Below are 19,091 nucleotides of genomic sequence, written 5' to 3' on the forward strand. Positions count from 1 at the left end.
CTCCTAACTCTTAAGCTTCTTGCTCTACAGTTTCGTCTTCAATACCTAATTCTTGTTTGATCCAGTCATAACCTTCTGCCTCTAGACGCTGTGCTAATTCTGGTCCGCCTGATTTTACAACGCGACCTTGCATCATAACGTGAACTTTATCTGGTGTAATGTAGTTTAGTAAACGTTGGTAGTGAGTAATCATTAAGCAACCAAACTCGCTGCCGCGCAGTTCATTAATACCTTTTGATACAACTTTTAACGCATCGATATCTAAACCAGAGTCGATTTCATCTAAAATTGCAATTCCTGGTTGAAGCATCATTAATTGCAGAATTTCATTACGTTTCTTCTCACCGCCAGAGAAACCTTCGTTTAGGTAACGCTGAGCCATGTCTTGATCCATCTCTAAGAAATCCATGTTTTTGTCTAATTGACGGATGAATTTCATTAGTGAAATTTCTTCGCCTTCTTCGCGACGAGCATTAATTGCTGAACGTAAGAAGTCAGCATTTGTTACCCCGCTGATTTCACTTGGATATTGCATAGCTAGGAATAGACCTGCACGAGCGCGCTCATCTACTTCCATCTCAAGTACATCTTCGCCGTCTAGCGTGATGCTTCCTTGTGTAACCTCGTATTTAGGATGTCCCATGATTGCTGAAGATAATGTTGATTTACCAGTACCGTTTGGTCCCATGATTGCATGGATTTCGCCGCCCTTAACTTCTAAATTAACACCTTTTAAAATTTCTTTACCTTCAATTGCAACATGAAGATCTTTAATTGTTAAAGTTGACCCTGCCATATTAAAACCTCCAGTTATAGACGTATATAGTAAAAAACGATATACCTATATCTTTTTAATTATTCTCATTTTATTCTCATTACAATCTTATAACAAATGAAAACTTATAGCAACCTTTTGACCCAAAAGGTTTTAAACCATTATGTACATTTTTCAAGACTAAATCCACTCATAAAAAAGTTGCCTTAAAAGACTCCATAGAGCCTTCTAAGACAAGCTTTTTTACCCTCTTTATTTACTTAGTGCGTGTGGCTAGTCAGTTCTGAAATACACTCTTGGACAAGCGTAACGGACTGACTCATCGCTGCGCCTCCGCCAAATGCTGCTGACACTCCGCATGCTTCTAAAATTTCTTGTTCAGTTGCACCTTGATCAATGCAGCCTTTTGTATGATAAATCATACAGTACTCGTCTTGAGCTACTACGCTGATTCCTAACGCGATTAACTGCTTTTCTTTTTTAGAAAGAGAACCTTCTCCAAAACATGCTTCAGTAAACGCATTAAACGTTTTTGTTACTTCCGGCAATTTTTCGCTAAATTTCCCAACACCCATTTTATAATCATGAAGTGCTTGCTCAGTTGAATGACGTGCTTCTTGCTGCATAACGTCAGCTCCCATCATCAGTAAAGTTTTCACGGTTAGTATGCGTGAGAAAAATAAGAGTTATTCGTTTTCCCGCATACAAAAAAAGCACTTGCCCAGAGTGGACAAGCGCTTTTCTTCTATTATTTATTTACCGGCAGTACTCCGCCTTTGTATTTTTCTTTAATGTAGTCTTGAATTTCTTTAGAGTGAAGAACTTTCACTAAAGCTTTCACTGTATCTTTATTTTCGTCGCCTTTGTGAACCGTAATGATGTTTGCATAAGGGTTATTTTCTTTGCTTTCCACTGCGATTGGATCTTTTACTGGATCTAAACCAGCATCGATAGCATAGTTAGCATTGATAACAACAGCGTCACCTTCATTATTTTTGTACATTTGAGGTAGCAATCCGCCTTCAACATCGGCTTTAAATTTTAAATTCTTCGGGTTTTCTACGATATCTTTAATTTGTGCATCTGTTTTCTTTACGCCTGGTTTTAATTTGATTACGCCGGCTTTTTCAAAAATCGATAAAATACGTCCTTGCTCTGCTACTGCATCACGCATAATAACTGTGCCGTTTTTCGGAAGATCTTTTAAGCTTTTGTATTTTTTAGAGTAGATACCGATTGGTTCAATGTGGATGGCACCGGCACTTACAAAATCATACCCTTTTTCACCCTTGTGATCTTTCAGCACTGAATTCATATAAGGAACGTGCTGGAAGTAGTTTGCATCAATTTCATTGTTTGCAAGAGCTGTGTTCGGTAAGATGTAATCTTGGAATTTTTTAATTTCTAAGTCGATTCCTTGTTTTTCTAAAATCGGTTTTGCTTGTTCTAAAATTTCAGCATGAGGCGTATTAGATGCACCCACAACAATTTTCTTTTCATCTTTTGATCCATTGTTAGATCCACATGCAGCTAATCCTACTACTAGCGCAGATGTTAGTGCTAAAGCCGAAAGCCATTTTTTCATAATAAATAATCCTCCCTTTATCTTTTATCAATTTTTGCAGTAATCGCATCTCCAATAAGTTGGATAATAAATACAATAATCAAAATTAAGATCGTAGCAGCTAGCGTTACATCATTATGACTGCGCTGGAATCCTTCTAAATATGCAAGATTCCCAAGACCTCCAGCTCCAATCACACCCGCCATTGCCGTATAGCCGACTAGCGCAATCGTCGTTACCGTCAAACCAGAAATTAAAGCTGGCAGCGATTCAGGTAACAGCACTTTAAAGATAATAGTGCTTGTTGTTGCTCCCATTGATTTAGCAGCTTCAATAACACCTTTATCAATTTCACGCAGACCAATTTCTACAAGACGCGCATAAAATGGTGCTGCTCCCACAATTAAAGCAGGTAACGCTGCATTAGCGCCTAAAATACTTCCTACCAATGCTTTGGTAAATGGAATCAGTAAAACAATTAAAATAATGAATGGAATGGAACGAAAGATATTTACAACTGCTGACACAATGGCATATAAAGGTTTGTTTTGCCAGAGCTGTCCTTTGGACGTTAAAAATAAAAGCAAGCCCAATAAAATACCTAGAACAAACGTGGCTATAACTGAAATAGCCGTCATATATAGTGTTTCATTTGTCGCTTGAATAAAATCATCTAAAATAACGTTCGGAAATAGTTTCTCAAGCATTTGTCATTACCTCCACTTCTACCTGCTGCTCATGAATGTATGCAATGACTTTTTCAACTTCTGTTAATTCTCCGTCTAAATGAACGAACAACGTCCCGTATGAACCTGTTTGTGTATGAGAAATCTTTCCTTGCAAAATATTAATCGTTACATCAAACTGTTTTAAAATCGTTGTGATGAGCGGTTGCTCTGCTTTTCCGCCAACAAACGTCAGCTGAATAATTTGCCCGCTTGGATATAACCCCTGTACTTGTTCAATTGTTTCAAACGTTTCTTCTGGTTCAGAAATCTGTTGAACGAATCGTTTTGTAATCGGCTGCTTAGGTTTTCTGAATACTTCTAGCACTTGTCCTTCTTCTACCACTGCCCCATTTTCCATAACGGCTACCCGATGACAAATTTTACGAATAACGTGCATTTCATGAGTAATCAATACAATGGTTAACCCTAGCTTCTCATTAATATCTACTAACAGATCTAAAATGGAATCTGTCGTTTGAGGATCAAGCGCTGATGTTGCTTCATCACACAGCAATACTTTTGGGTTATTGGCTAGCGCTCGAGCAATACCAACACGCTGCTTTTGTCCACCGCTAAGCTGTGATGGATAAGCATTTTCACGCCCTTCAAGCCCGACTAACTTGATAAGCTCGTCTACTCGTTTCATTCTTTTTTCTTTTGAGATCCCTGCTATTTCTAACGGAAAAGCAATATTTTCTCGCACCGTACGCGACCACAAGATATTAAAGTGCTGAAATACCATACTAATTTCTTGTCTAGCTTTTCTGAGTTTTCCGCCTTTAATTTTTCCAATATCATTACCTGCTACTTCTACCGTTCCTGTCGTTGGTGTTTCTAACCCGTTTAGCAAGCGAATTAAAGAACTTTTCCCCGCTCCGCTATAACCAATAATTCCGTAAATTTCACCTTGGTTAACGGTTAGATTCACATTATCAACAGCTGTTATTTGACCACTTTTGGCCTGATAAATTTTTGTAACGTCTGTTAATGTAATCATATTTCTTCACCTTCTTTAGTAAAAACTTAATTATGTTAGGTTGCCCTATAGGATGAAAAAGCCGTAAAACAATTTTCCCCATCAAAAAAGCCTCTCTGCGCATGACAGAAAGGCTCGATATTTAATCCTTTCTCTCATCTTTCAAAGCGCATAGCTTTGCAGGAATTGGCACCATTTCAGTTAGTCTGACGGTTGCCGGGTTTCACAGGGCTCAGTCCCTCCACCTCTCTTGATAAGAGTTCGCAACAATTATTTTATTTTTGGGAAATATTCATTCATTTATGAACATTCATGAGTGTGATTTTAGCATGTGTCAGATAGGCTGTCAACAGATTTTGTTCTTGGGATAATATCCCAAGATTCCAACAGCCCCAACGGTTCACTCTCTTTCAATTTCTTCATTTTAAACAAACGTTTGATTATCGAAGCTCTTCAAGTACGTGCTCGATGGAATGAAACGCATAGAGTTTTTTTACCATTTCGCCATTTTTCACTTCAATCAAACAAGGTACACTTTCAATTGAAAATATTTCTGCTTTTGAAGGCATATAATTTAAATTGCTCATTCCGATGGTCACACCGGGCAGCATCGCTTCTGCTACGGTTAACATTTTTTTTGCCAGCTGACATGTCCCGCAAAAAGGTGTATGGAAAAAGATAAACGTTCTTTGTCCTTCTTTTAACTGATCGTCAAGCTGTTTTTCGCTCCATTCTTGCATGTTGCTCATTCCTTTTATGTTAAAAATTCTGCATTAACATCGATATTGGCACTCAGTAATACTGTTGCTATGTGATGTCTAGGGGCGGCAGCAACCTCTCGGTACATTTTATCAATATATAGATGCTCTGCTTCCGGAAGCTCTCGTTTAAATTGTTTTCTTAGCTTATTCCCTGAATCATCAGAGTCAACAAGTATGTATACCTCTTTGTTAAACGTACAGTCAATAATTTCATCCAGCTTTGATAAACTAATCGTACCGTTTGTACAGATAATTTCAATTGGTTCTCGAATGATATCTTGGATACGCTTTTTATCTGATTTTCCTTCGACAATAATTACTTTTTCAATTTCAATTAGCCCCATTTTCATCACCCATAATCGTCAGTTGTATAGTAACATCATTTCTTTATGCTATACAATATTCGTTAATGTATCACAGTTCACCTGTTTTTTAAAAGAAATTTGCAAGAAAGAACTGTTTTAAAAAGCAGCTTAGGCCATATTGTTTCCATAAGACAAGAAAAACAGTGGCAGTTGCCACTGTTTAGCACCATCCTGCTTCTTCGTCGCAGTCTGTATATTTTTGCGTTTCACCTTGTTTTTGTACATCCGTATATTGATAGAACTTATTATTTTCTTGCGAATAACCTTCTTCAAAGCGGTATTCATTGCCGCTTGTTCCGTAACTAACTTCACCAATTGGCTGCTTATCAACATATAATTTCATACCGCCGTCATGAAATTTAGCTGTAACGCGATCTGTAACGTCCATTTTTTGTTTTTCAAACATAAAAAGACACTCCTTTAGCTTGTTTACTAATAGAGTGTCCAGTCAAAAACTTTTCATAAAGACAATTTATGGAGGAATATTATCCTTCGTTTGTCATTTCTTCGTATTGCTCTGCTGTCATTAGCTTATCTACTTGAGAAGCATCAGACGGTTTGATTGTAATCATCCATGCTTCTTCGTATGGAGATTCATTAACAAGTTCAGGGCTATCGCTTAAGTTGTCGTTTACTGCTACAACTTCACCGCTAATTGGTGCATAAAGCTCAGAAACTGTTTTTACTGATTCAACGCTGCCAAACGGCTCGTCAGCTTCTACTGTTGCTCCTACTTCTGGCAGTTCAACGAATACGATGTCGCCAAGCTCAGCTTGAGCGAAATGCGTAATACCTACGCGGACAACGTCCCCTTCTGTTTTTACCCATTCATGCTCTTCAGAATAACGCAAATCTTTTGGTGTACTCATCTTAATCCCTCCAAAATATGTATCGTAATTTGTTTATATAAAAAGCGCCTTCAACGTGGAGAACACTTTCTACAACCTAAAATAACTTCCTATTAACAGTGTAACGTAAAAGGTAAAAATTTTCTATTTGAAAACTTACTTCCACACGTCCTCAAACTGCTCTTCTTTGAAGCCAAGCGTTACTTTTTGTCCATCTGTTAGCAGCGGACGCTTAATTAACATGCCATCTGACGCAAGAATCGACAGAAGTTCATCTTCACTCGCACTGCTTACTTTATCTTTAAGTCCTAATTCGCGATATTTTTTACCGCTTGTATTAAAGAATTTTTTTAATTCTAAGCCGCTGTTCTGATAATAAGATTGCAGCTGCTCTTTTGTTGGCGGGTTTTCTACAATATGAATTTCTTCATACGCTACTCCGTTATCATCCAGCCACTTCTTAGCTTTTCGGCACGTACCACACTTTGGATATGAATAAAAAAATAATGACATTTCGTCAACCACCCTTTATTTTAAGCTTTTTTCGTATTTTAACACATCCTTTATCATTTACCTAGATAGAGGCTTCTTAAACAAAAAGGAGCTCGTAAAACGAGCTCCTTTTCCCTTAAACTGTGAACTTCTCTACTTCTAGAAGCGTTTTTGCAATCTCGCGCTTTACACTAATTACATTAATTGGTGTATAGCGAGTTAACTTGCGAAGAGACGAAAGCATGACTCTAAGCGTATCACCTTGTTCAACGCCAATTAACGTTTCCTTTGCATCTGCTTCAATTCGATTAAATGCTTCTTGGCAAAATACTTGCGTATATTTTACCTTCAAGCTGTTTTGATCTGCACCTGTTTTGGAAATCGCTTTTTCAGTACGTAAAACAGTGGATTCCATTGCATATACGTTACTAATCATATCGGAAATATTAACGAGAATTTCTTGTTCTTTCTCTAATTCTTTCCCATACTTCTGTGCAGCTAGACCTAAAAGCAAGAGCGCAATTTTCTTTCCATTTTGCACAAGCATTTTTTCTTGATCTAACGGCTCATTTCCTACTTCCTGCGGCATAAGCATCATCAATTCTTCTTGAAGCGTTTGTGCTTTTTGAAGCAGCGGAAGCTCTCCTTTTAGCGCTTTGCGTAAATATGTGCCTGGTACTAAGAGTCGATTAATTTCATTTGTTCCTTCAAAAATACGGTTAATGCGGGAATCACGATACAGGCGCTCAATTTCATACTCACTCATAAAACCATAGCCTCCGTGAAGCTGCACCCCTTCATCTACGATGTAGTCAAGAGATTCCGTGGCAAACACTTTGTTTAATGAGCATTCAATGGCATATTCAGCAATGGAAGCGGCAATTTGCTTTCCATCTTTTTGCTGTTCTTCTGAAAGCTGGCCCATATGGTCTTCAAAAAGTCCTACCGTACGATAGACGGAGCTTTCAGTTGCATATAATTTAGAAGCCATTGTTGCTAATTTTTCTTGGGTTAATGAAAATTTAGCGATTGGCGTTTTAAACTGCTGACGCTGGTTAACATATTGAGACGTGATTTCTAACGCACGTTTCCCTGCTCCAACTGCTCCAACTCCAAGCTTGTAGCGCCCAATATTTAAAATGTTAAAGGCAATCACATGACCTTTTCCCACTTCACCTAACACGTTCTCTTTTGGAACAAGTGCATCTTCAAGAATCAACGTTCTTGTTGATGAACTCTTGATTCCCATCTTCTTCTCTTCCGGTCCAACCGATACGCCTGGAAATTCGCGTTCAACGATAAAAGCAGAAAATTTATCGCCGTCGATTTTCGCGTACACGACGAACACATCAGCAAATCCGGCATTTGTAATCCACTGCTTTTCTCCATTTAACACATAGTGTGTGCCTTCTGCGTTAAGGCGAGCTGTTGTGCGAGCACCGAGGGCATCGGAACCAGAACCAGGTTCTGTTAACGCATATGCTGCTATTTTTTCCCCAACTGCTAAAGCAGGTAAATATGCTTGTTTTTGCTCTTCTGTTCCAAATAAGACGATTGGCAATGACCCAATTCCTACGTGAGCACCATGAGTGATGGAAAATCCGCCTGCTCGAGACATTTTTTCAGCAATTAAAGCCGAGGTAATCTTATCTAAACCGAGTCCACCGTATTCTTCTGGTACATCTGCACCAAGCAAACCTAATTCACCAGCTTGTTTTAATAACTTTACAGAACGGTCAAACTCATGCTTTTCTAAATATTCCACTTGTGGAAGGACTTCATTTTCTACAAATTCATCTGTCGTCTTGGCAATCATCTTTTGTTCAGATGTATAATCCTCCGGCGTGTAGACGCGGCTTGCATCGCCTTCTTCAATTAAAAAGCTTCCACCTTTAATCATTTGTTTTGTTTTATTTGACATGTTCATATCCCCCTTTGAAATGATTATGCTAACAATTCAAATACACCAGCAGCTCCCATTCCTCCGCCAATACACATCGTGACAATTCCAAACTGCTCATTTCGACGCTGCATTTCGTGCATTAAGCTAATAGTCAGCTTAGCTCCGGTACAGCCTAATGGATGACCTAAGGCAATAGCGCCTCCGTTTACATTTACTTTATCTTCATTAATATTTAATTCACGAATAACGCCAAGTGCTTGAGAAGCAAATGCTTCATTTAATTCAAACAATCCGATATCAGAAAGCTCCAGCCCTGCTAGTTTAAGAGCTTTGGGAATGGCAGCTATCGGGCCAATCCCCATTACTTCAGGCGGAACTCCTCCAACTGCAAATGAGCGAAACTTAAGCAAAGGCTTTAACCCTTCTGCTTCAGCTTGCTCTTTATCCATTAGAAAAACGGATGCAGCTCCGTCACTTGTCTGCGAAGAGTTTCCAGCTGTTACGGATCCTTTAACCGAAAAAGCTGGACGAAGTTTTCCTAATACATCCGCAGTTGTGCCAGGACGAACTCCTTCATCTTGAGAGAACATCAGCTTTTGTTCACGGAGCTTATTGTTTTCATCCACTTTTCGAAGCGTCACTTCCACCGGAACAATTTCGTCGTTAAACTTCCCTTCTTGAAGTGCTTTTGCTGCTTTTTGATGGCTGCGTACAGCAAACGCATCCTGGTCTTCACGTGAAATGCCGTATTTCATCGCTACTTGTTCTGCTGTATGTCCCATGCCCATATAATATTCCGGCGCATTTTCAACCAGCTGAACATTTGGACGCGCTACGTTTCCAAACATCGGAACAAAACTCATTGATTCTGCTCCTCCAGCTAACACTGCTTTGGCTTGCCCTAGCATAATTCGTTCTGCACCGTAGGCAATACTTTGCAAACCTGATGAACAATAACGATTAATCGTTATTGCTGGCACCGTATAAGGCAAACCCGCAAGAGCGCCAATATTTCGAGCCATATTCAAACCTTGTTCTGCTTCAGGCATCGCACAACCAATAATTAAATCATCAATTGGTCCTTCGTATCCGCCTGCTCGGCGAAGAGTTTCTTTAACCGCAATGGCTCCCAAATCATCAGGCCTAACACTTGCCAGTGAACCTTTTTTTGCTTTTCCAACCGGTGTCCTAGCACCTGCTACAATAACTGCTTCTCTCATTTTTTCTCCCCCTTAATTACGCAGTGGTTTTCCTTTAACTAACATGTGCTGCATACGTTCTTGAGACTTCGCTTCTCCAACAAGGCTTAAAAACGCTTCTCTCTCTAAGTCCAGCAAATACTCTTCATCAACTTCCGAACCAAACGCTACACGTCCTCCAGCTAACACAAATGCTAACTTACTAGCAATTTTATAATCATGTTCTGATATATATCCTGAATACTTCATGGATTGAGCTCCTAGCAGCAACGTTGCATATCCTGTTTCTCCAACCACAGGAATTTTAGTTCTTACAGGTGGTTTATAGCCCGTGTCATGTAAAGCAAGGACTGAGTTCTTCGCATCATTCAGCAAGTGATCTCCGTTTACGCTGATGCCATCATGACGATTTAAAAAGTTTAGCTGTCTAGCTTCTGCAGCAGAAGCAGATACTTTTGCAGTAGCAATTGTTTCAAATGTTTTATTGGCAATTTGCTGAAGATCGAGCGTTACACCGTTAGGTAAACCATTTAGCTGTTTGATATAAAGCTCCTTATTACCTCCTCCACCAGGAATGAGTCCGACTCCTACTTCTACAAGGCCCATGTAAGTTTCAGCAGAAGCTTGAATTTTAGCTGACGGTAAGCAAATTTCTGCTCCGCCTCCAAGAGTCATCGCAAATGGAGCTGCAACAACCGGCTTTTCATTGTATTTCACCTTCATCATTGCCTGTTGAAATTGTTTAATGACAAATTCAATTTCAAAATAATTGTCATCTTGTGCTTCCATTAAAATCATAGCTAAGTTAGCGCCAACGCAGAAATTTTTCCCTTGATTTCCTATGACCAGCCCTTTATAGTTCTTATTCACTTCTTCAAGAGACTGATTTAATAAACTAATAATATCTAGCCCGATTGCATTGTTAGGAGAGGTGAACTGCAGGCACGCCACATCATCTCCTAAATCAATTAAACTCGCTCCGCTGTTTTCTAAAATGACATTATTTTGAGAACGTAAAGATGACAGGTGAATCACCTTTTTATTTTCTTTTACCGCTTTATACTCTTCATCTTCGTAGTAAAGCGTTTGACCTTCCATTTCTTTATAGAAGCTTGTAAATCCATTTTCCTGCATTTGTTTTACCCACTGCGGAACTGCTAAACCAGACTGCTCCATCTTCTCAATTGACTTTTCTAAACCAATTGCATCCCACGTCTCAAAAGGACCCATTTTCCAGCCAAATCCCCACTTCATAGCTTGATCAACGGCCACGATATCGTCGGCGATTTCATTTTTTAACTGTGCTGCATATACAAGAACGGGACTGATCACATTCCAAAGAAGCTGTCCGGCACGATCATCAGAATATATAAGCGCTTTCATTTTATTTTGCAGCCCTTTTGCCTGCTTGCTTAATTCGGTAGAAGCTGTTTTTAACTTCTTTCTCTCGACGTATTGAAGTGTACTAGGATCAAGTTCCAAAATTTCCTTTCCTTTCTTCAAAAAGAAGCCTTGCCCTGACTTGCTTCCCAGCCAGCCATTTTCCTGCATTTGTTTCATAAATAAAGGGACATCGAACACTTCTTTTTCTTTGCCTTCTACTTTGTCAAATACATTATTAGCCACATGAATAAATGTGTCTAGACCCACTACGTCTAGTGTTCGAAACGTTGCGCTTTTTGGTCTTCCAATTAAGGGGCCCGTCACAGAGTCAACTTCTCCCACGCTGTAATTGCCTTTTAACATTTCTTGAACGGTCACAAGTAAACCGTACGTACCGATACGGTTGGCGATAAAGTTAGGCGTATCTTTTGCAATAACTACTCCTTTACCTAATACATCTTCACCAAACGTTTTCATATATTCAACAATTTCTGATTTTGTGTCATGAGTTGGAATGATTTCTAATAACTTTAAATAACGCGGTGGATTAAAAAAGTGCGTTCCTAAAAAATGCGCTTTAAAATCTTCTGAGCGTCCTTTAGCCATTTCGTGGATCGATATTCCTGAAGTATTTGAACTTACGATACTTCCTTTTTTTCGTACACTGTCAATTCTTTCAAACAACTGCTGTTTAATATCAAGACGTTCCACTACTACTTCAATAATCCAATCACACTCGCTTAACTCCTGTAAATGATCTTCAAGATTTCCTGGCGTAATTAACGATAGTGATGACTTCGACGTTAAAGGTGCCGGTTTTTGCTTCGTTAATTTAGCTAGAGCAGTTGTACTCAACCGATTTCTCACTTGTCTATCTTCAAGCGTTAGCTGTTTTTTTTCCTCGTCTGCTGTTAATGAAGTTGGAACCACGTCTAGCAAAAGTGTTGGAATTCCTACATTTGCTAAATGAGCTGCAATTCCAGAGCCCATAACTCCTGAACCTAAAACGGCGGCTTTTTTTATGTTCATAATTATCCCCACATCCCCTTTAATATATTGAATGAATGATCATTCATTTTATGCGTAAAAAAAGAGAGTCACTGTTAATCTCTGTTTTTACTATAAAACATTTTTTAAATTTTCGCAATATATTCACAATATTATCTCTAACTATTTTTAATGTGTTTGGTTATCTTAATACACAGGAGGTGATTTTGTGAGCAAATTAAAGAAGGATCCATCGTCAGCAGGCGTAAGCGCAGCAAGCGTTAAAGGAAATGCTGGACCGGTCAATGAACCGCACGGACGCGGCAAAAAGACATCTCAAAACCAACAGTACACAAAGCATAACACTCAAGGACATTAACCTCAAAATCGAACATGAGTAATCGAATCATGTTCGATTTTTGATTATTTCTTACTTTGTCATCACGACCATTTCATTATTATTTTTTTACAATTCCTTTTAAGACAAATGCGACATTTGCAGGTCTTTCTGCAAGGCGCCTCATAAAGTACCCATACCAGTCCGTTCCATAAGGAACGTACACTCTCATTTTATATTGTTCTGCTACGAGCTGAACTTGCCTTTCTGATCGAATCCCGTATAGCATCTGAAACTCAAACTGATTCATTGAAATTCCATGCTTTTTAACAAACTCTTTTGTATACTGAATGATTCGTTCATCGTGAGTAGCAACTGCTGTGTAGTGACCGTTTAATAAGTGAAGTCCAATGATGTTTTGAAAGTTTTCGTCCACGTCTTCTTTATCAGGAAACGCCACGTCTGCTGCTTCTTTGTACGCCCCTTTCACTAACCTTAATTTAGGAGCATAAGCATCTAATTCACGGATGTCACTTTCTGTTCGATATAAGTATGCTTGAAGCACCGTCCCTACGTGTTCATACTCATTTTTTAATTGTTTAAATAGCTTAATCGTCTTGCTGCATCGCTTATAGTCCTCCATATCAATCGTCACAAATACGCTATGTTTTTCCGCTTCTTCAAGAATACGCCGCATATGATGAAGCGCCAAATCTTCTGAAATATCTAGTCCCATAGACGTTAATTTTAAAGAAATTTCTGAATCTAATCTTTCTTTGTGTATAAGGTGAATGGCCTTTATGCATTGAGCTGCAGCATGATCCACTTCAACTTCACTTTCCACAAACTCGCCAAGATAATCAATCGTTACTTTTAATCCCTGTTCATTTAGCTTTTTTATCACACTAACAGCTTCATCGATGGTTTCCCCTGCAACAAAACGTGCTGCTCCAAAACGTAAGCCATAGCGCTTAGCCAGCTTTGTTAACTTTTTGCTTTTTGATAACAATAAAAAAAAGTTTCTTATCGTTTGTTCCAAAGCAACCCCCCGCCTTCACTTGTCATACGCCTCACAAAATTTATTTAATTATCGTTAATTTTACCATTTTTCAAACTAGATAGGCACCCTTTATTAACGTATGCACACAAAACCAAAAAGCGACCGAGAGCTTTTGGATAAAAAAACATCCATCAGCTTTGTGATGAATGTTTTTATTCTGGTTTTCGCTGTGACGCTCGATGCGCTTCATTCAGCTCTTTTATTTCCTTCACAATCTCGACCATTTCCGCTTTTGCTTCTGGATATAATTGATTCCAATGCTTGGTTAAAGGCGGCATGGATTTTGAGATATGGTTGTAAAGTGCCCACATTTTTACTTTTTCTTGTAGCTGCTCGTCACTTTGACCAACCATTAGTTCCGTATACTTTTCAATTAAACCGTCGAATTGCTCTTGAAAGGTTTTACTCATGCACAATCACTCCTTTCTTTGGTTTACAAATAACCGGACACGTTCGACAATAAGTCTTTTTATCTCCTGTTTGGTAAGACAAACAGCACGTTTGCCGACCTCTTATCTCCTGCTTTTGCTTCTCTACTTGAAGAGGTGAACTGTACCTAGCAAACGGATTATGATGGTATGAACCAAAGTGATGACCCTCAGCTTCTTCCAACACATATCGTAAATTCTTTTGTACTTGCACATTTTCTATTTCTTCATTTGCTAAAAGCAAATCACAAAGCCAGTGGATATAAACAGCTACGTTTTCCCACAGCGTCAGCTTCGAGATTTTTGTCACTTTACGCAGTGATGACCATATCCGCTCAATGTGATGAGCAAACAATTCATCAAGAAGTTCATCAAGAAGAATTTTCCGATTGTCCTCTGTTACTTCTTTCGTCTCAGTTTCTGAGATGAACACTTTTGGGAGCCACATCGTTTCAGCGTCTTCTGTATGCAACGAAACATTTTTAGTCGATGCATTTATCTTTTTTTGAAACACAATAAATGAATACAAAGCCGCCACCACAACAAAGCTATACCGCTTAGCTAACATGGAGGCAGCTGCTCTCAAGTTATCAGCCTCCATCGTCTGTTGAATCCATAGCAGCTGCATCCGCAGCGTGCTTTCATCCATGCAGCTGGAGGGAGACAACCTATACAGCGAGTTATCTTTAAACGTACAGCGGAATTTTTCTGCTAACTCGCTTTGCTCTTTCTTATTGAGCATGCTGCGTTTCAACGCGCAGCTTATTCACAATACATCGTCCGCGCCCATGAGGAATACAAAGAGGCGTTCCAAATAACGGATCCACCGTCACTTCACAGTTCATATTAAAGACTCGCTGTACTAAATCGCAGTTAATGACTTCTTCTGGTCTTCCCTGTGCATAGATTTTTTTATCTTGAAGCGCCACAATATGATGAGCATAGCGGCAGGCTAAGTTTAAATCATGCAGCACCATTACGATGGTACGATTTTCTTTTTCATTCAGTTCAAACAACAAGTCCAAGATCTCAATTTGATGCGTCATATCTAAATACGTTGTCGGTTCATCAAGTAAAATAATATCCGTATCTTGTGCTAATGTCATAGCAATCCATGCGCGCTGACGCTGTCCTCCAGAAAGCGAATCAACTTGACGATCAGCCAAGTCTGCTAACCCTGTTGCTTCGAGTGCATTTTGTACTTTTTCTTCATCTTCTTGAGACCACTGACGGAACCAATTTTGATACGGATAGCGCCCTTGTTTAACAAGCTGAAGCACTGTCAGCCCTTCAGGTGCAACAGGACCTTGCGGAAGAATTGCTAGCTGCTTTGCAATTTCCTTGGTCGGAAGAGAGGAAATTTTAGAGCCTTCTAGTAAAATAGAGCCTGCATGTGGCTTTAATAGTCTTGCTAGTGAACGCAGCAGCGTAGATTTTCCGCATCCATTACTGCCGATAAAAACCGTAATCTCACCCTTTGGGATGGTAACGTCAAGCTCATCTATAATCATCGCTTCTCCATATGATAATGTTAGCGATTTTGTTTCTAACGAATGCATGCGAATCGCTCCTTCTACAAAGAATGCTATACGTTTCTTTGTTTGTATAGTAAATAAATGAAGTACGGTGCGCCAATTGCAGCTGTAAATACACCTGCTGGCACTTCGATTGGCAAGAAAAATGTTCGGCCAATTAAATCTGCTGCTGTGATTAAAATCGCTCCGATTAGTGCCGATAGCGGTATTAAAGCTCCGAACGAAGAACCTACCAGCTTTCGGGCAATATGTGGAGCAAGCAATCCTACAAAGCTAATCCCGCCGGCAAATGCAACGGCGCTTCCTGTTAAAGCTGTACTCATCAGTAATAGTGCCAATCGATTTTTTTGAACGCGACTTCCAACGTTAGTCGCAATTTCTTCACCTAATTCTTGAACATTTAAATTTCGAATCATTAAAATCGTGATTATAACCAGCCCTATTGTAACAGGAACTAGTACGGAAACACTGGCCCAGTTTGAGCCATACACCGTTCCTGTAATCCAAATATTTGCCTGGCTTGCGCGATAGATAGGACCCATAATCATAAACAGCGTGGTCATAGCTTTCGTTAACGCTGTTAATCCAATTCCTATTAATACTAGTGTAATAGGAGAGACGCCATTTTTCCAGGCAAACACATAAAGTAAAAGCGCCACTGCCAATGCACCTAAAAATGCGCTAACAGGCATCCAATTAATACTTACGGTTAACGAGTTGCTTTTATCACTAAATAGTGTCAAAAATAACACTACACCGACTGACGCTCCCCCTGTTAATCCAATTAAGTCTGGTGAAGCAAGCGGATTTCGCACAAGCCCCTGCAAGATAGCACCTGCAATGGCTAAACAAATACCGGCACAAATGGCAACGATAATGCGCGGAAGTCTAAAGGAGGTAACAACTAACCGTTCAAACTCCAGTCCATGACCCGCTAAAATGTTAATCACACGAAAGGGATTGATAAATAAGTCACCCGTACCTGCACTTAATAAAAAAAGAGCAATAAGTACAGCTGAAAAACCAGTGATAATCAAAGCTGCTTTTATGTTAATTAAAAATGAAATCCGCTTTAAGCGAAGAGATAAGTATGTTTTCATGACGCCTTCGCCCCTTTCCTTGCCATGTAGATAAAGAAAGGTGTACCAATAACAGCAGTCATGACTCCAACAGGGATTTCTTGAGGCATAATGACATACCTAGCCGCAACATCAGCTAATAAAATTAAAATCCCGCCGGCAACCGCACTATAGGGAAATACCCAGCGATAATCTTGTCCTACAATTGCTCTTACAACATGAGGAACAATGATTCCCACAAAGCTAATCGGACCGGCTACTGCAACGGCTCCACCAGCTAAAATGGCAATAATGATCCCGCTTATAATTTTCACAAGAGCCGTTCTTTGACCTAATCCTTTAGCTACATCTTCACCAATCGTTAAAATATTAATTTTTGAAGCAATAAAAAACGTGACAATAATTGCTAGCACTACATAAGGCAGTATGTCATACAGCATTTCCACCTTGCGCCCTTGAACAGACCCAGCCAGCCAAAAGAGAACTTGATCAAGTGAAGATTCATCGACAGCCAGCAGACCTTGTGTTAAAGAAGAGAAAAAGGCTGCAATAGCCGCTCCTGCGAGCGTCAATTTAATAGGCGTTAATCCTTCTTTTCCGATGGACCCAAGAAAATAGACAACCACTACGGTTAATGCCGCTCCTACAAATGCAATCCATGTAAAAGCTTGAAGTGAATTGACCGAAAAAATCATCACTGCAACAACAATAAAAAAGCTGGCCCCAGCGTTCACACCAATAATATCTGGTGAAGCAAGTGGGTTTTTCGTTAACGCCTGCATCATTGCTCCTGCAATTCCTAAACAAATACCTACCACAGCACCGATTATAGCGCGCGGCAATCGAATATTTTGAATAACTATGTGCTCATTCGAACCGTTAAACGCTTGAAAAGCTTCAAATGCTGTCTTGATACTTGTATCTGTGTATCCGAGTACGATACTTAATCCAATACAGATTAAAAGCAGCATGATTCCAATGATGAGCCCCATTACTTTCATTTGAACACTGCGTAGCATCATTTTCATTGCTCTCCTCTAAGATGATTCCTATATATATCTAACCTTTAGTTTAGGAAACATTGAAAAAAGTGTCAATGATTTTGAGAATCATTTTCAATTTTTAATTGACACCGCTTAAAAGTTAGAATATTATCTTAATTGTTAATGAAAATCATTATCACTTAAGAGGAGGAAGAGATGTGAATACATATTCTAAAGGCAAGTTGTCATATTTGTTATCCATTCTTACCATTATGACACTGCTTGTGCTGGCAGCCTGCGGTAATTCAAACAGCGCTGACGATAATAAAAAAGAAAAAACTGAGGGTTCTGGCGAAACTTATACAGTAAAACACGCAATGGATAAAACAGAGATTAAAGGAACACCTAAACGAGTGGTCGTTTTAACAAACGAAGGTACTGAAGCTCTGCTTGCAATGGGTGTAAAGCCTGTGGGTGCTGTTCAATCATGGTTAGGAAATCCGTGGTATGACCATATTAAAGGTCAGATGAAAGGCGTTAAAAGTGTAGGTACAGAAAGCGAACCAAGCTTAGAAGCAATCGCAGCTTTAAAACCTGACTTGATTATCGGAAATAAGATGCGCCAAGAAAAAGTATACGATCAGCTGAGTCAAATTGCTCCGACTGTATTTTCTGAAGAGCTGCGCGGAGACTGGAAATCAAACTTTAAGTTATATGCAAAAGCTGTGAATAAAGAAGAAAAAGGTAAAGAAGTATTAGCTGACTATGACAATCGCGTAGCAGATTTAAAGAAACGTCTTGGTGATCAGTTAAAACAAAAAATCTCAGTTGTACGCTTTACAGCTGGAGACGTTCGTATCTATCATAAAGATTCGTTCTCAGGCGTTATTTTAGATCAGCTTGGTTTTGCTCGCCCTGAATCTCAAAACAAAAATGATTTTGCTGAAATGAATGCAACAAAAGAACGCATTCCGGCAATGGACGGCGATCAGCTATTCTACTTCTCTTATGAAACGGGAGACGGCGAAGCAACAAAGCTTGAAAAAGAATGGATAAACGATCCGCTTTTCAAAAAGTTAAAAGTAGCTCAAGAAGACCATGTTCATAAAGTAGATGATGCTACTTGGAATACAGCAGGCGGTGTGTTAGCAGCTAATATCGTACTTGATGATATTGAAAAAATCTTCTTAGATAAAAAACAATAATAATATGAAAGAAAGAGCTTCGACGAACCGAAGCTCTTTTTGCATGTATAATGTATTTCCTTTCATCGCACACTAACCGTGGTCTCACTTTATTAAATAGGAGTGGTGAAAATGAATTCAAAAAAACAGCCTAAAAAGCAGCCTGATACAAATGAAATGGCTGACCGTCAGTTCGAAACAGAAGATTATAACCGACACGATGCACTCTCACAAGGCCTAGCAGAAACACATGAGCAAGTAAGCGACGCCTATCAAGAAGGATCATTTGAAGATACAGATCGTTAATAAAAAAAGAGCTGACTCTAAGTCAGCTCTTTTTTATTTTGAATGCTGCCATGCCGTTTTAGGCAATGACATGGACATCCACTGCTGGCGCTTTGATTTATCAATCGTTACTTTCTTTGCTTTAATTCCTTGTTGAATCAACTGTTTCATTAGTTTATCAATTGACTTCATCGCTATTCACCTCAAAAGCGGAAATTT

23 protein-coding genes and 1 riboswitch are annotated in these 19,091 nt (G+C 39.2%); of the genes, 3 read left to right on the forward strand and 20 right to left on the reverse strand.

Going from position 1 to position 19,091, the window contains the following annotated elements:
• Window positions 1-10: 10 nt before the first annotated feature.
• From sufC to ACFX4G_RS15095, 13 genes are all read right to left on the reverse strand, one after another.
• Window positions 11-796, reverse strand: coding sequence for a Fe-S cluster assembly ATPase SufC (gene sufC / locus ACFX4G_RS15035; RefSeq protein ID WP_013059647.1), 786 nt, complete (start codon window positions 794-796; stop codon window positions 11-13).
• A 239-nt stretch (window positions 797-1,035) separates the two neighbouring features.
• Complete coding sequence (locus ACFX4G_RS15040; protein WP_013059648.1) at window positions 1,036-1,401, reverse strand: carboxymuconolactone decarboxylase family protein; 366 nt, start codon at window positions 1,399-1,401, stop codon at window positions 1,036-1,038.
• Between the two features lie 122 nt (window positions 1,402-1,523).
• Window positions 1,524-2,360 carry a MetQ/NlpA family ABC transporter substrate-binding protein gene (locus ACFX4G_RS15045; RefSeq protein WP_014457885.1) on the reverse strand — a complete coding sequence of 279 codons (837 nt, stop codon included), beginning with the start codon at window positions 2,358-2,360 and terminating at the stop codon, window positions 1,524-1,526.
• Window positions 2,361-2,377: 17 nt separating this feature from the next.
• Window positions 2,378-3,046, reverse strand: coding sequence for a methionine ABC transporter permease (locus ACFX4G_RS15050; protein WP_013085342.1), 669 nt, complete (start codon window positions 3,044-3,046; stop codon window positions 2,378-2,380).
• Window positions 3,039-4,064 carry a methionine ABC transporter ATP-binding protein gene (locus tag ACFX4G_RS15055; RefSeq protein ID WP_043977252.1) on the reverse strand — a complete coding sequence of 342 codons (1,026 nt, stop codon included), beginning with the start codon at window positions 4,062-4,064 and terminating at the stop codon, window positions 3,039-3,041. Before ACFX4G_RS15055 ends, ACFX4G_RS15050 begins: the two co-directional genes overlap by 8 nt.
• Before the next feature lie 131 nt (window positions 4,065-4,195).
• Window positions 4,196-4,303: riboswitch (SAM riboswitch) on the reverse strand.
• Window positions 4,304-4,483: 180 nt separating this feature from the next.
• Window positions 4,484-4,783: a thioredoxin family protein gene (locus ACFX4G_RS15060; protein WP_097824861.1), complete on the reverse strand. Its 300-nt coding sequence runs from the start codon at window positions 4,781-4,783 to the stop codon at window positions 4,484-4,486.
• 14 nt (window positions 4,784-4,797) lie between these two features.
• The gene (locus ACFX4G_RS15065) at window positions 4,798-5,148 is read right to left on the reverse strand and encodes a toprim domain-containing protein (RefSeq protein ID WP_025752660.1); all 351 of its coding nucleotides are present in this window, start codon (window positions 5,146-5,148) and stop codon (window positions 4,798-4,800) included.
• Window positions 5,149-5,329: 181 nt separating this feature from the next.
• Window positions 5,330-5,575, reverse strand: a complete 246-nt coding sequence (locus tag ACFX4G_RS15070; protein ID WP_013059654.1) for a YusG family protein — start codon at window positions 5,573-5,575, stop codon at window positions 5,330-5,332.
• A gap of 79 nt (window positions 5,576-5,654) precedes the next feature.
• Complete coding sequence (gene gcvH, locus ACFX4G_RS15075) at window positions 5,655-6,038, reverse strand: glycine cleavage system protein GcvH (protein WP_013059655.1); 384 nt, start codon at window positions 6,036-6,038, stop codon at window positions 5,655-5,657.
• Window positions 6,039-6,173: 135 nt separating this feature from the next.
• Complete coding sequence (locus tag ACFX4G_RS15080) at window positions 6,174-6,530, reverse strand: arsenate reductase family protein (RefSeq protein ID WP_013059656.1); 357 nt, start codon at window positions 6,528-6,530, stop codon at window positions 6,174-6,176.
• 115 nt (window positions 6,531-6,645) lie between these two features.
• Complete coding sequence (locus ACFX4G_RS15085; protein WP_043977255.1) at window positions 6,646-8,430, reverse strand: acyl-CoA dehydrogenase family protein; 1,785 nt, start codon at window positions 8,428-8,430, stop codon at window positions 6,646-6,648.
• Between the two features lie 23 nt (window positions 8,431-8,453).
• Entirely contained in the window at window positions 8,454-9,632 is a 1,179-nt protein-coding gene (locus tag ACFX4G_RS15090) for an acetyl-CoA C-acetyltransferase (RefSeq protein WP_097824863.1), read from the reverse strand.
• 12 nt (window positions 9,633-9,644) lie between these two features.
• Entirely contained in the window at window positions 9,645-12,026 is a 2,382-nt protein-coding gene (locus ACFX4G_RS15095; RefSeq protein ID WP_377575728.1) for a 3-hydroxyacyl-CoA dehydrogenase/enoyl-CoA hydratase family protein, read from the reverse strand.
• Window positions 12,027-12,210: 184 nt separating this feature from the next.
• On the opposite strand from ACFX4G_RS15095, the gene ACFX4G_RS15100 reads away from it, so the two are divergent.
• Window positions 12,211-12,360 (forward strand): YuzL family protein, encoded by a 150-nt coding sequence (locus ACFX4G_RS15100; RefSeq protein WP_013059660.1) that lies wholly within the window; start codon window positions 12,211-12,213, stop codon window positions 12,358-12,360.
• A gap of 79 nt (window positions 12,361-12,439) precedes the next feature.
• On the opposite strand, the gene ACFX4G_RS15105 is transcribed toward ACFX4G_RS15100, so the two are convergent.
• The 6 genes from ACFX4G_RS15105 to ACFX4G_RS15130 form a co-directional block, all read right to left on the reverse strand.
• Window positions 12,440-13,357 carry a proline dehydrogenase family protein gene (locus ACFX4G_RS15105; RefSeq protein WP_043977260.1) on the reverse strand — a complete coding sequence of 306 codons (918 nt, stop codon included), beginning with the start codon at window positions 13,355-13,357 and terminating at the stop codon, window positions 12,440-12,442.
• Between the two features lie 173 nt (window positions 13,358-13,530).
• Window positions 13,531-13,788 carry a YusU family protein gene (locus ACFX4G_RS15110; protein WP_013059662.1) on the reverse strand — a complete coding sequence of 86 codons (258 nt, stop codon included), beginning with the start codon at window positions 13,786-13,788 and terminating at the stop codon, window positions 13,531-13,533.
• A complete protein-coding gene (locus tag ACFX4G_RS15115; RefSeq protein WP_097824865.1) occupies window positions 13,781-14,548 on the reverse strand; it encodes an IucA/IucC family C-terminal-domain containing protein in 768 nt (255 codons plus the stop codon). Before ACFX4G_RS15115 ends, ACFX4G_RS15110 begins: the two co-directional genes overlap by 8 nt.
• Entirely contained in the window at window positions 14,538-15,365 is an 828-nt protein-coding gene (locus ACFX4G_RS15120; protein ID WP_013059664.1) for an ABC transporter ATP-binding protein, read from the reverse strand. The genes ACFX4G_RS15115 and ACFX4G_RS15120 overlap by 11 nt, the downstream gene beginning before the upstream one ends.
• A gap of 26 nt (window positions 15,366-15,391) precedes the next feature.
• On the reverse strand, window positions 15,392-16,441 hold the full coding sequence (locus ACFX4G_RS15125) for a FecCD family ABC transporter permease (protein WP_377575509.1): 1,050 nt from the start codon (window positions 16,439-16,441) through the stop codon (window positions 15,392-15,394).
• The gene (locus ACFX4G_RS15130) at window positions 16,438-17,442 is read right to left on the reverse strand and encodes a FecCD family ABC transporter permease (protein ID WP_377575513.1); all 1,005 of its coding nucleotides are present in this window, start codon (window positions 17,440-17,442) and stop codon (window positions 16,438-16,440) included. Before ACFX4G_RS15130 ends, ACFX4G_RS15125 begins: the two co-directional genes overlap by 4 nt.
• A gap of 179 nt (window positions 17,443-17,621) precedes the next feature.
• Here ACFX4G_RS15130 and ACFX4G_RS15135 point away from each other — a divergent pair, with 179 nt between their 5' ends.
• Both ACFX4G_RS15135 and ACFX4G_RS15140 read left to right on the forward strand, forming a co-directional pair.
• Window positions 17,622-18,608, forward strand: a complete 987-nt coding sequence (locus ACFX4G_RS15135; RefSeq protein WP_377575517.1) for an ABC transporter substrate-binding protein — start codon at window positions 17,622-17,624, stop codon at window positions 18,606-18,608.
• 111 nt (window positions 18,609-18,719) lie between these two features.
• Window positions 18,720-18,893, forward strand: coding sequence for a YozQ family protein (locus ACFX4G_RS15140; RefSeq protein WP_377575520.1), 174 nt, complete (start codon window positions 18,720-18,722; stop codon window positions 18,891-18,893).
• Window positions 18,894-18,926: 33 nt separating this feature from the next.
• On the opposite strand, the gene ACFX4G_RS15145 is transcribed toward ACFX4G_RS15140, so the two are convergent.
• Entirely contained in the window at window positions 18,927-19,064 is a 138-nt protein-coding gene (locus tag ACFX4G_RS15145; protein ID WP_014457868.1) for a hypothetical protein, read from the reverse strand.
• Window positions 19,065-19,091 lie beyond the last annotated feature (27 nt).

The organism is Priestia sp. YIM B13486 (assembly GCF_042787865.1).
In the GTDB taxonomy this organism is placed as follows: Bacteria; Bacillota; Bacilli; order Bacillales; family Bacillaceae_H; genus Priestia; species Priestia megaterium.

Excerpts from the sequence above, each read along its gene's own strand:
- sufC (WP_013059647.1), bottom strand. The coding sequence starts at position 796 with ATGGCAGGGTCAACTTTAACAATTAAAGATCTTCATGTTGCAATTGAA.
- ACFX4G_RS15040 (WP_013059648.1), bottom strand. The coding sequence starts at position 1,401 with ATGCAGCAAGAAGCACGTCATTCAACTGAGCAAGCACTTCATGATTAT.
- ACFX4G_RS15045 (WP_014457885.1), bottom strand. The coding sequence starts at position 2,360 with ATGAAAAAATGGCTTTCGGCTTTAGCACTAACATCTGCGCTAGTAGTA.
- ACFX4G_RS15050 (WP_013085342.1), bottom strand. The coding sequence starts at position 3,046 with ATGCTTGAGAAACTATTTCCGAACGTTATTTTAGATGATTTTATTCAA.
- ACFX4G_RS15055 (WP_043977252.1), bottom strand. The coding sequence starts at position 4,064 with ATGATTACATTAACAGACGTTACAAAAATTTATCAGGCCAAAAGTGGT.
- ACFX4G_RS15060 (WP_097824861.1), bottom strand. The coding sequence starts at position 4,783 with ATGCAAGAATGGAGCGAAAAACAGCTTGACGATCAGTTAAAAGAAGGA.
- ACFX4G_RS15065 (WP_025752660.1), bottom strand. The coding sequence starts at position 5,148 with ATGGGGCTAATTGAAATTGAAAAAGTAATTATTGTCGAAGGAAAATCA.
- ACFX4G_RS15070 (WP_013059654.1), bottom strand. The coding sequence starts at position 5,575 with ATGTTTGAAAAACAAAAAATGGACGTTACAGATCGCGTTACAGCTAAA.
- gcvH (WP_013059655.1), bottom strand. The coding sequence starts at position 6,038 with ATGAGTACACCAAAAGATTTGCGTTATTCTGAAGAGCATGAATGGGTA.
- ACFX4G_RS15080 (WP_013059656.1), bottom strand. The coding sequence starts at position 6,530 with ATGTCATTATTTTTTTATTCATATCCAAAGTGTGGTACGTGCCGAAAA.
- ACFX4G_RS15085 (WP_043977255.1), bottom strand. The coding sequence starts at position 8,430 with ATGTCAAATAAAACAAAACAAATGATTAAAGGTGGAAGCTTTTTAATT.
- ACFX4G_RS15090 (WP_097824863.1), bottom strand. The coding sequence starts at position 9,632 with ATGAGAGAAGCAGTTATTGTAGCAGGTGCTAGGACACCGGTTGGAAAA.
- ACFX4G_RS15110 (WP_013059662.1), bottom strand. The coding sequence starts at position 13,788 with ATGAGTAAAACCTTTCAAGAGCAATTCGACGGTTTAATTGAAAAGTAT.
- ACFX4G_RS15115 (WP_097824865.1), bottom strand. The coding sequence starts at position 14,548 with ATGCTCAATAAGAAAGAGCAAAGCGAGTTAGCAGAAAAATTCCGCTGT.
- ACFX4G_RS15120 (WP_013059664.1), bottom strand. The coding sequence starts at position 15,365 with ATGCATTCGTTAGAAACAAAATCGCTAACATTATCATATGGAGAAGCG.
- ACFX4G_RS15125 (WP_377575509.1), bottom strand. The coding sequence starts at position 16,441 with ATGAAAACATACTTATCTCTTCGCTTAAAGCGGATTTCATTTTTAATT.
- ACFX4G_RS15130 (WP_377575513.1), bottom strand. The coding sequence starts at position 17,442 with ATGATGCTACGCAGTGTTCAAATGAAAGTAATGGGGCTCATCATTGGA.
- ACFX4G_RS15140 (WP_377575520.1), top strand. The coding sequence starts at position 18,720 with ATGAATTCAAAAAAACAGCCTAAAAAGCAGCCTGATACAAATGAAATG.
- ACFX4G_RS15145 (WP_014457868.1), bottom strand. The coding sequence starts at position 19,064 with ATGAAGTCAATTGATAAACTAATGAAACAGTTGATTCAACAAGGAATT.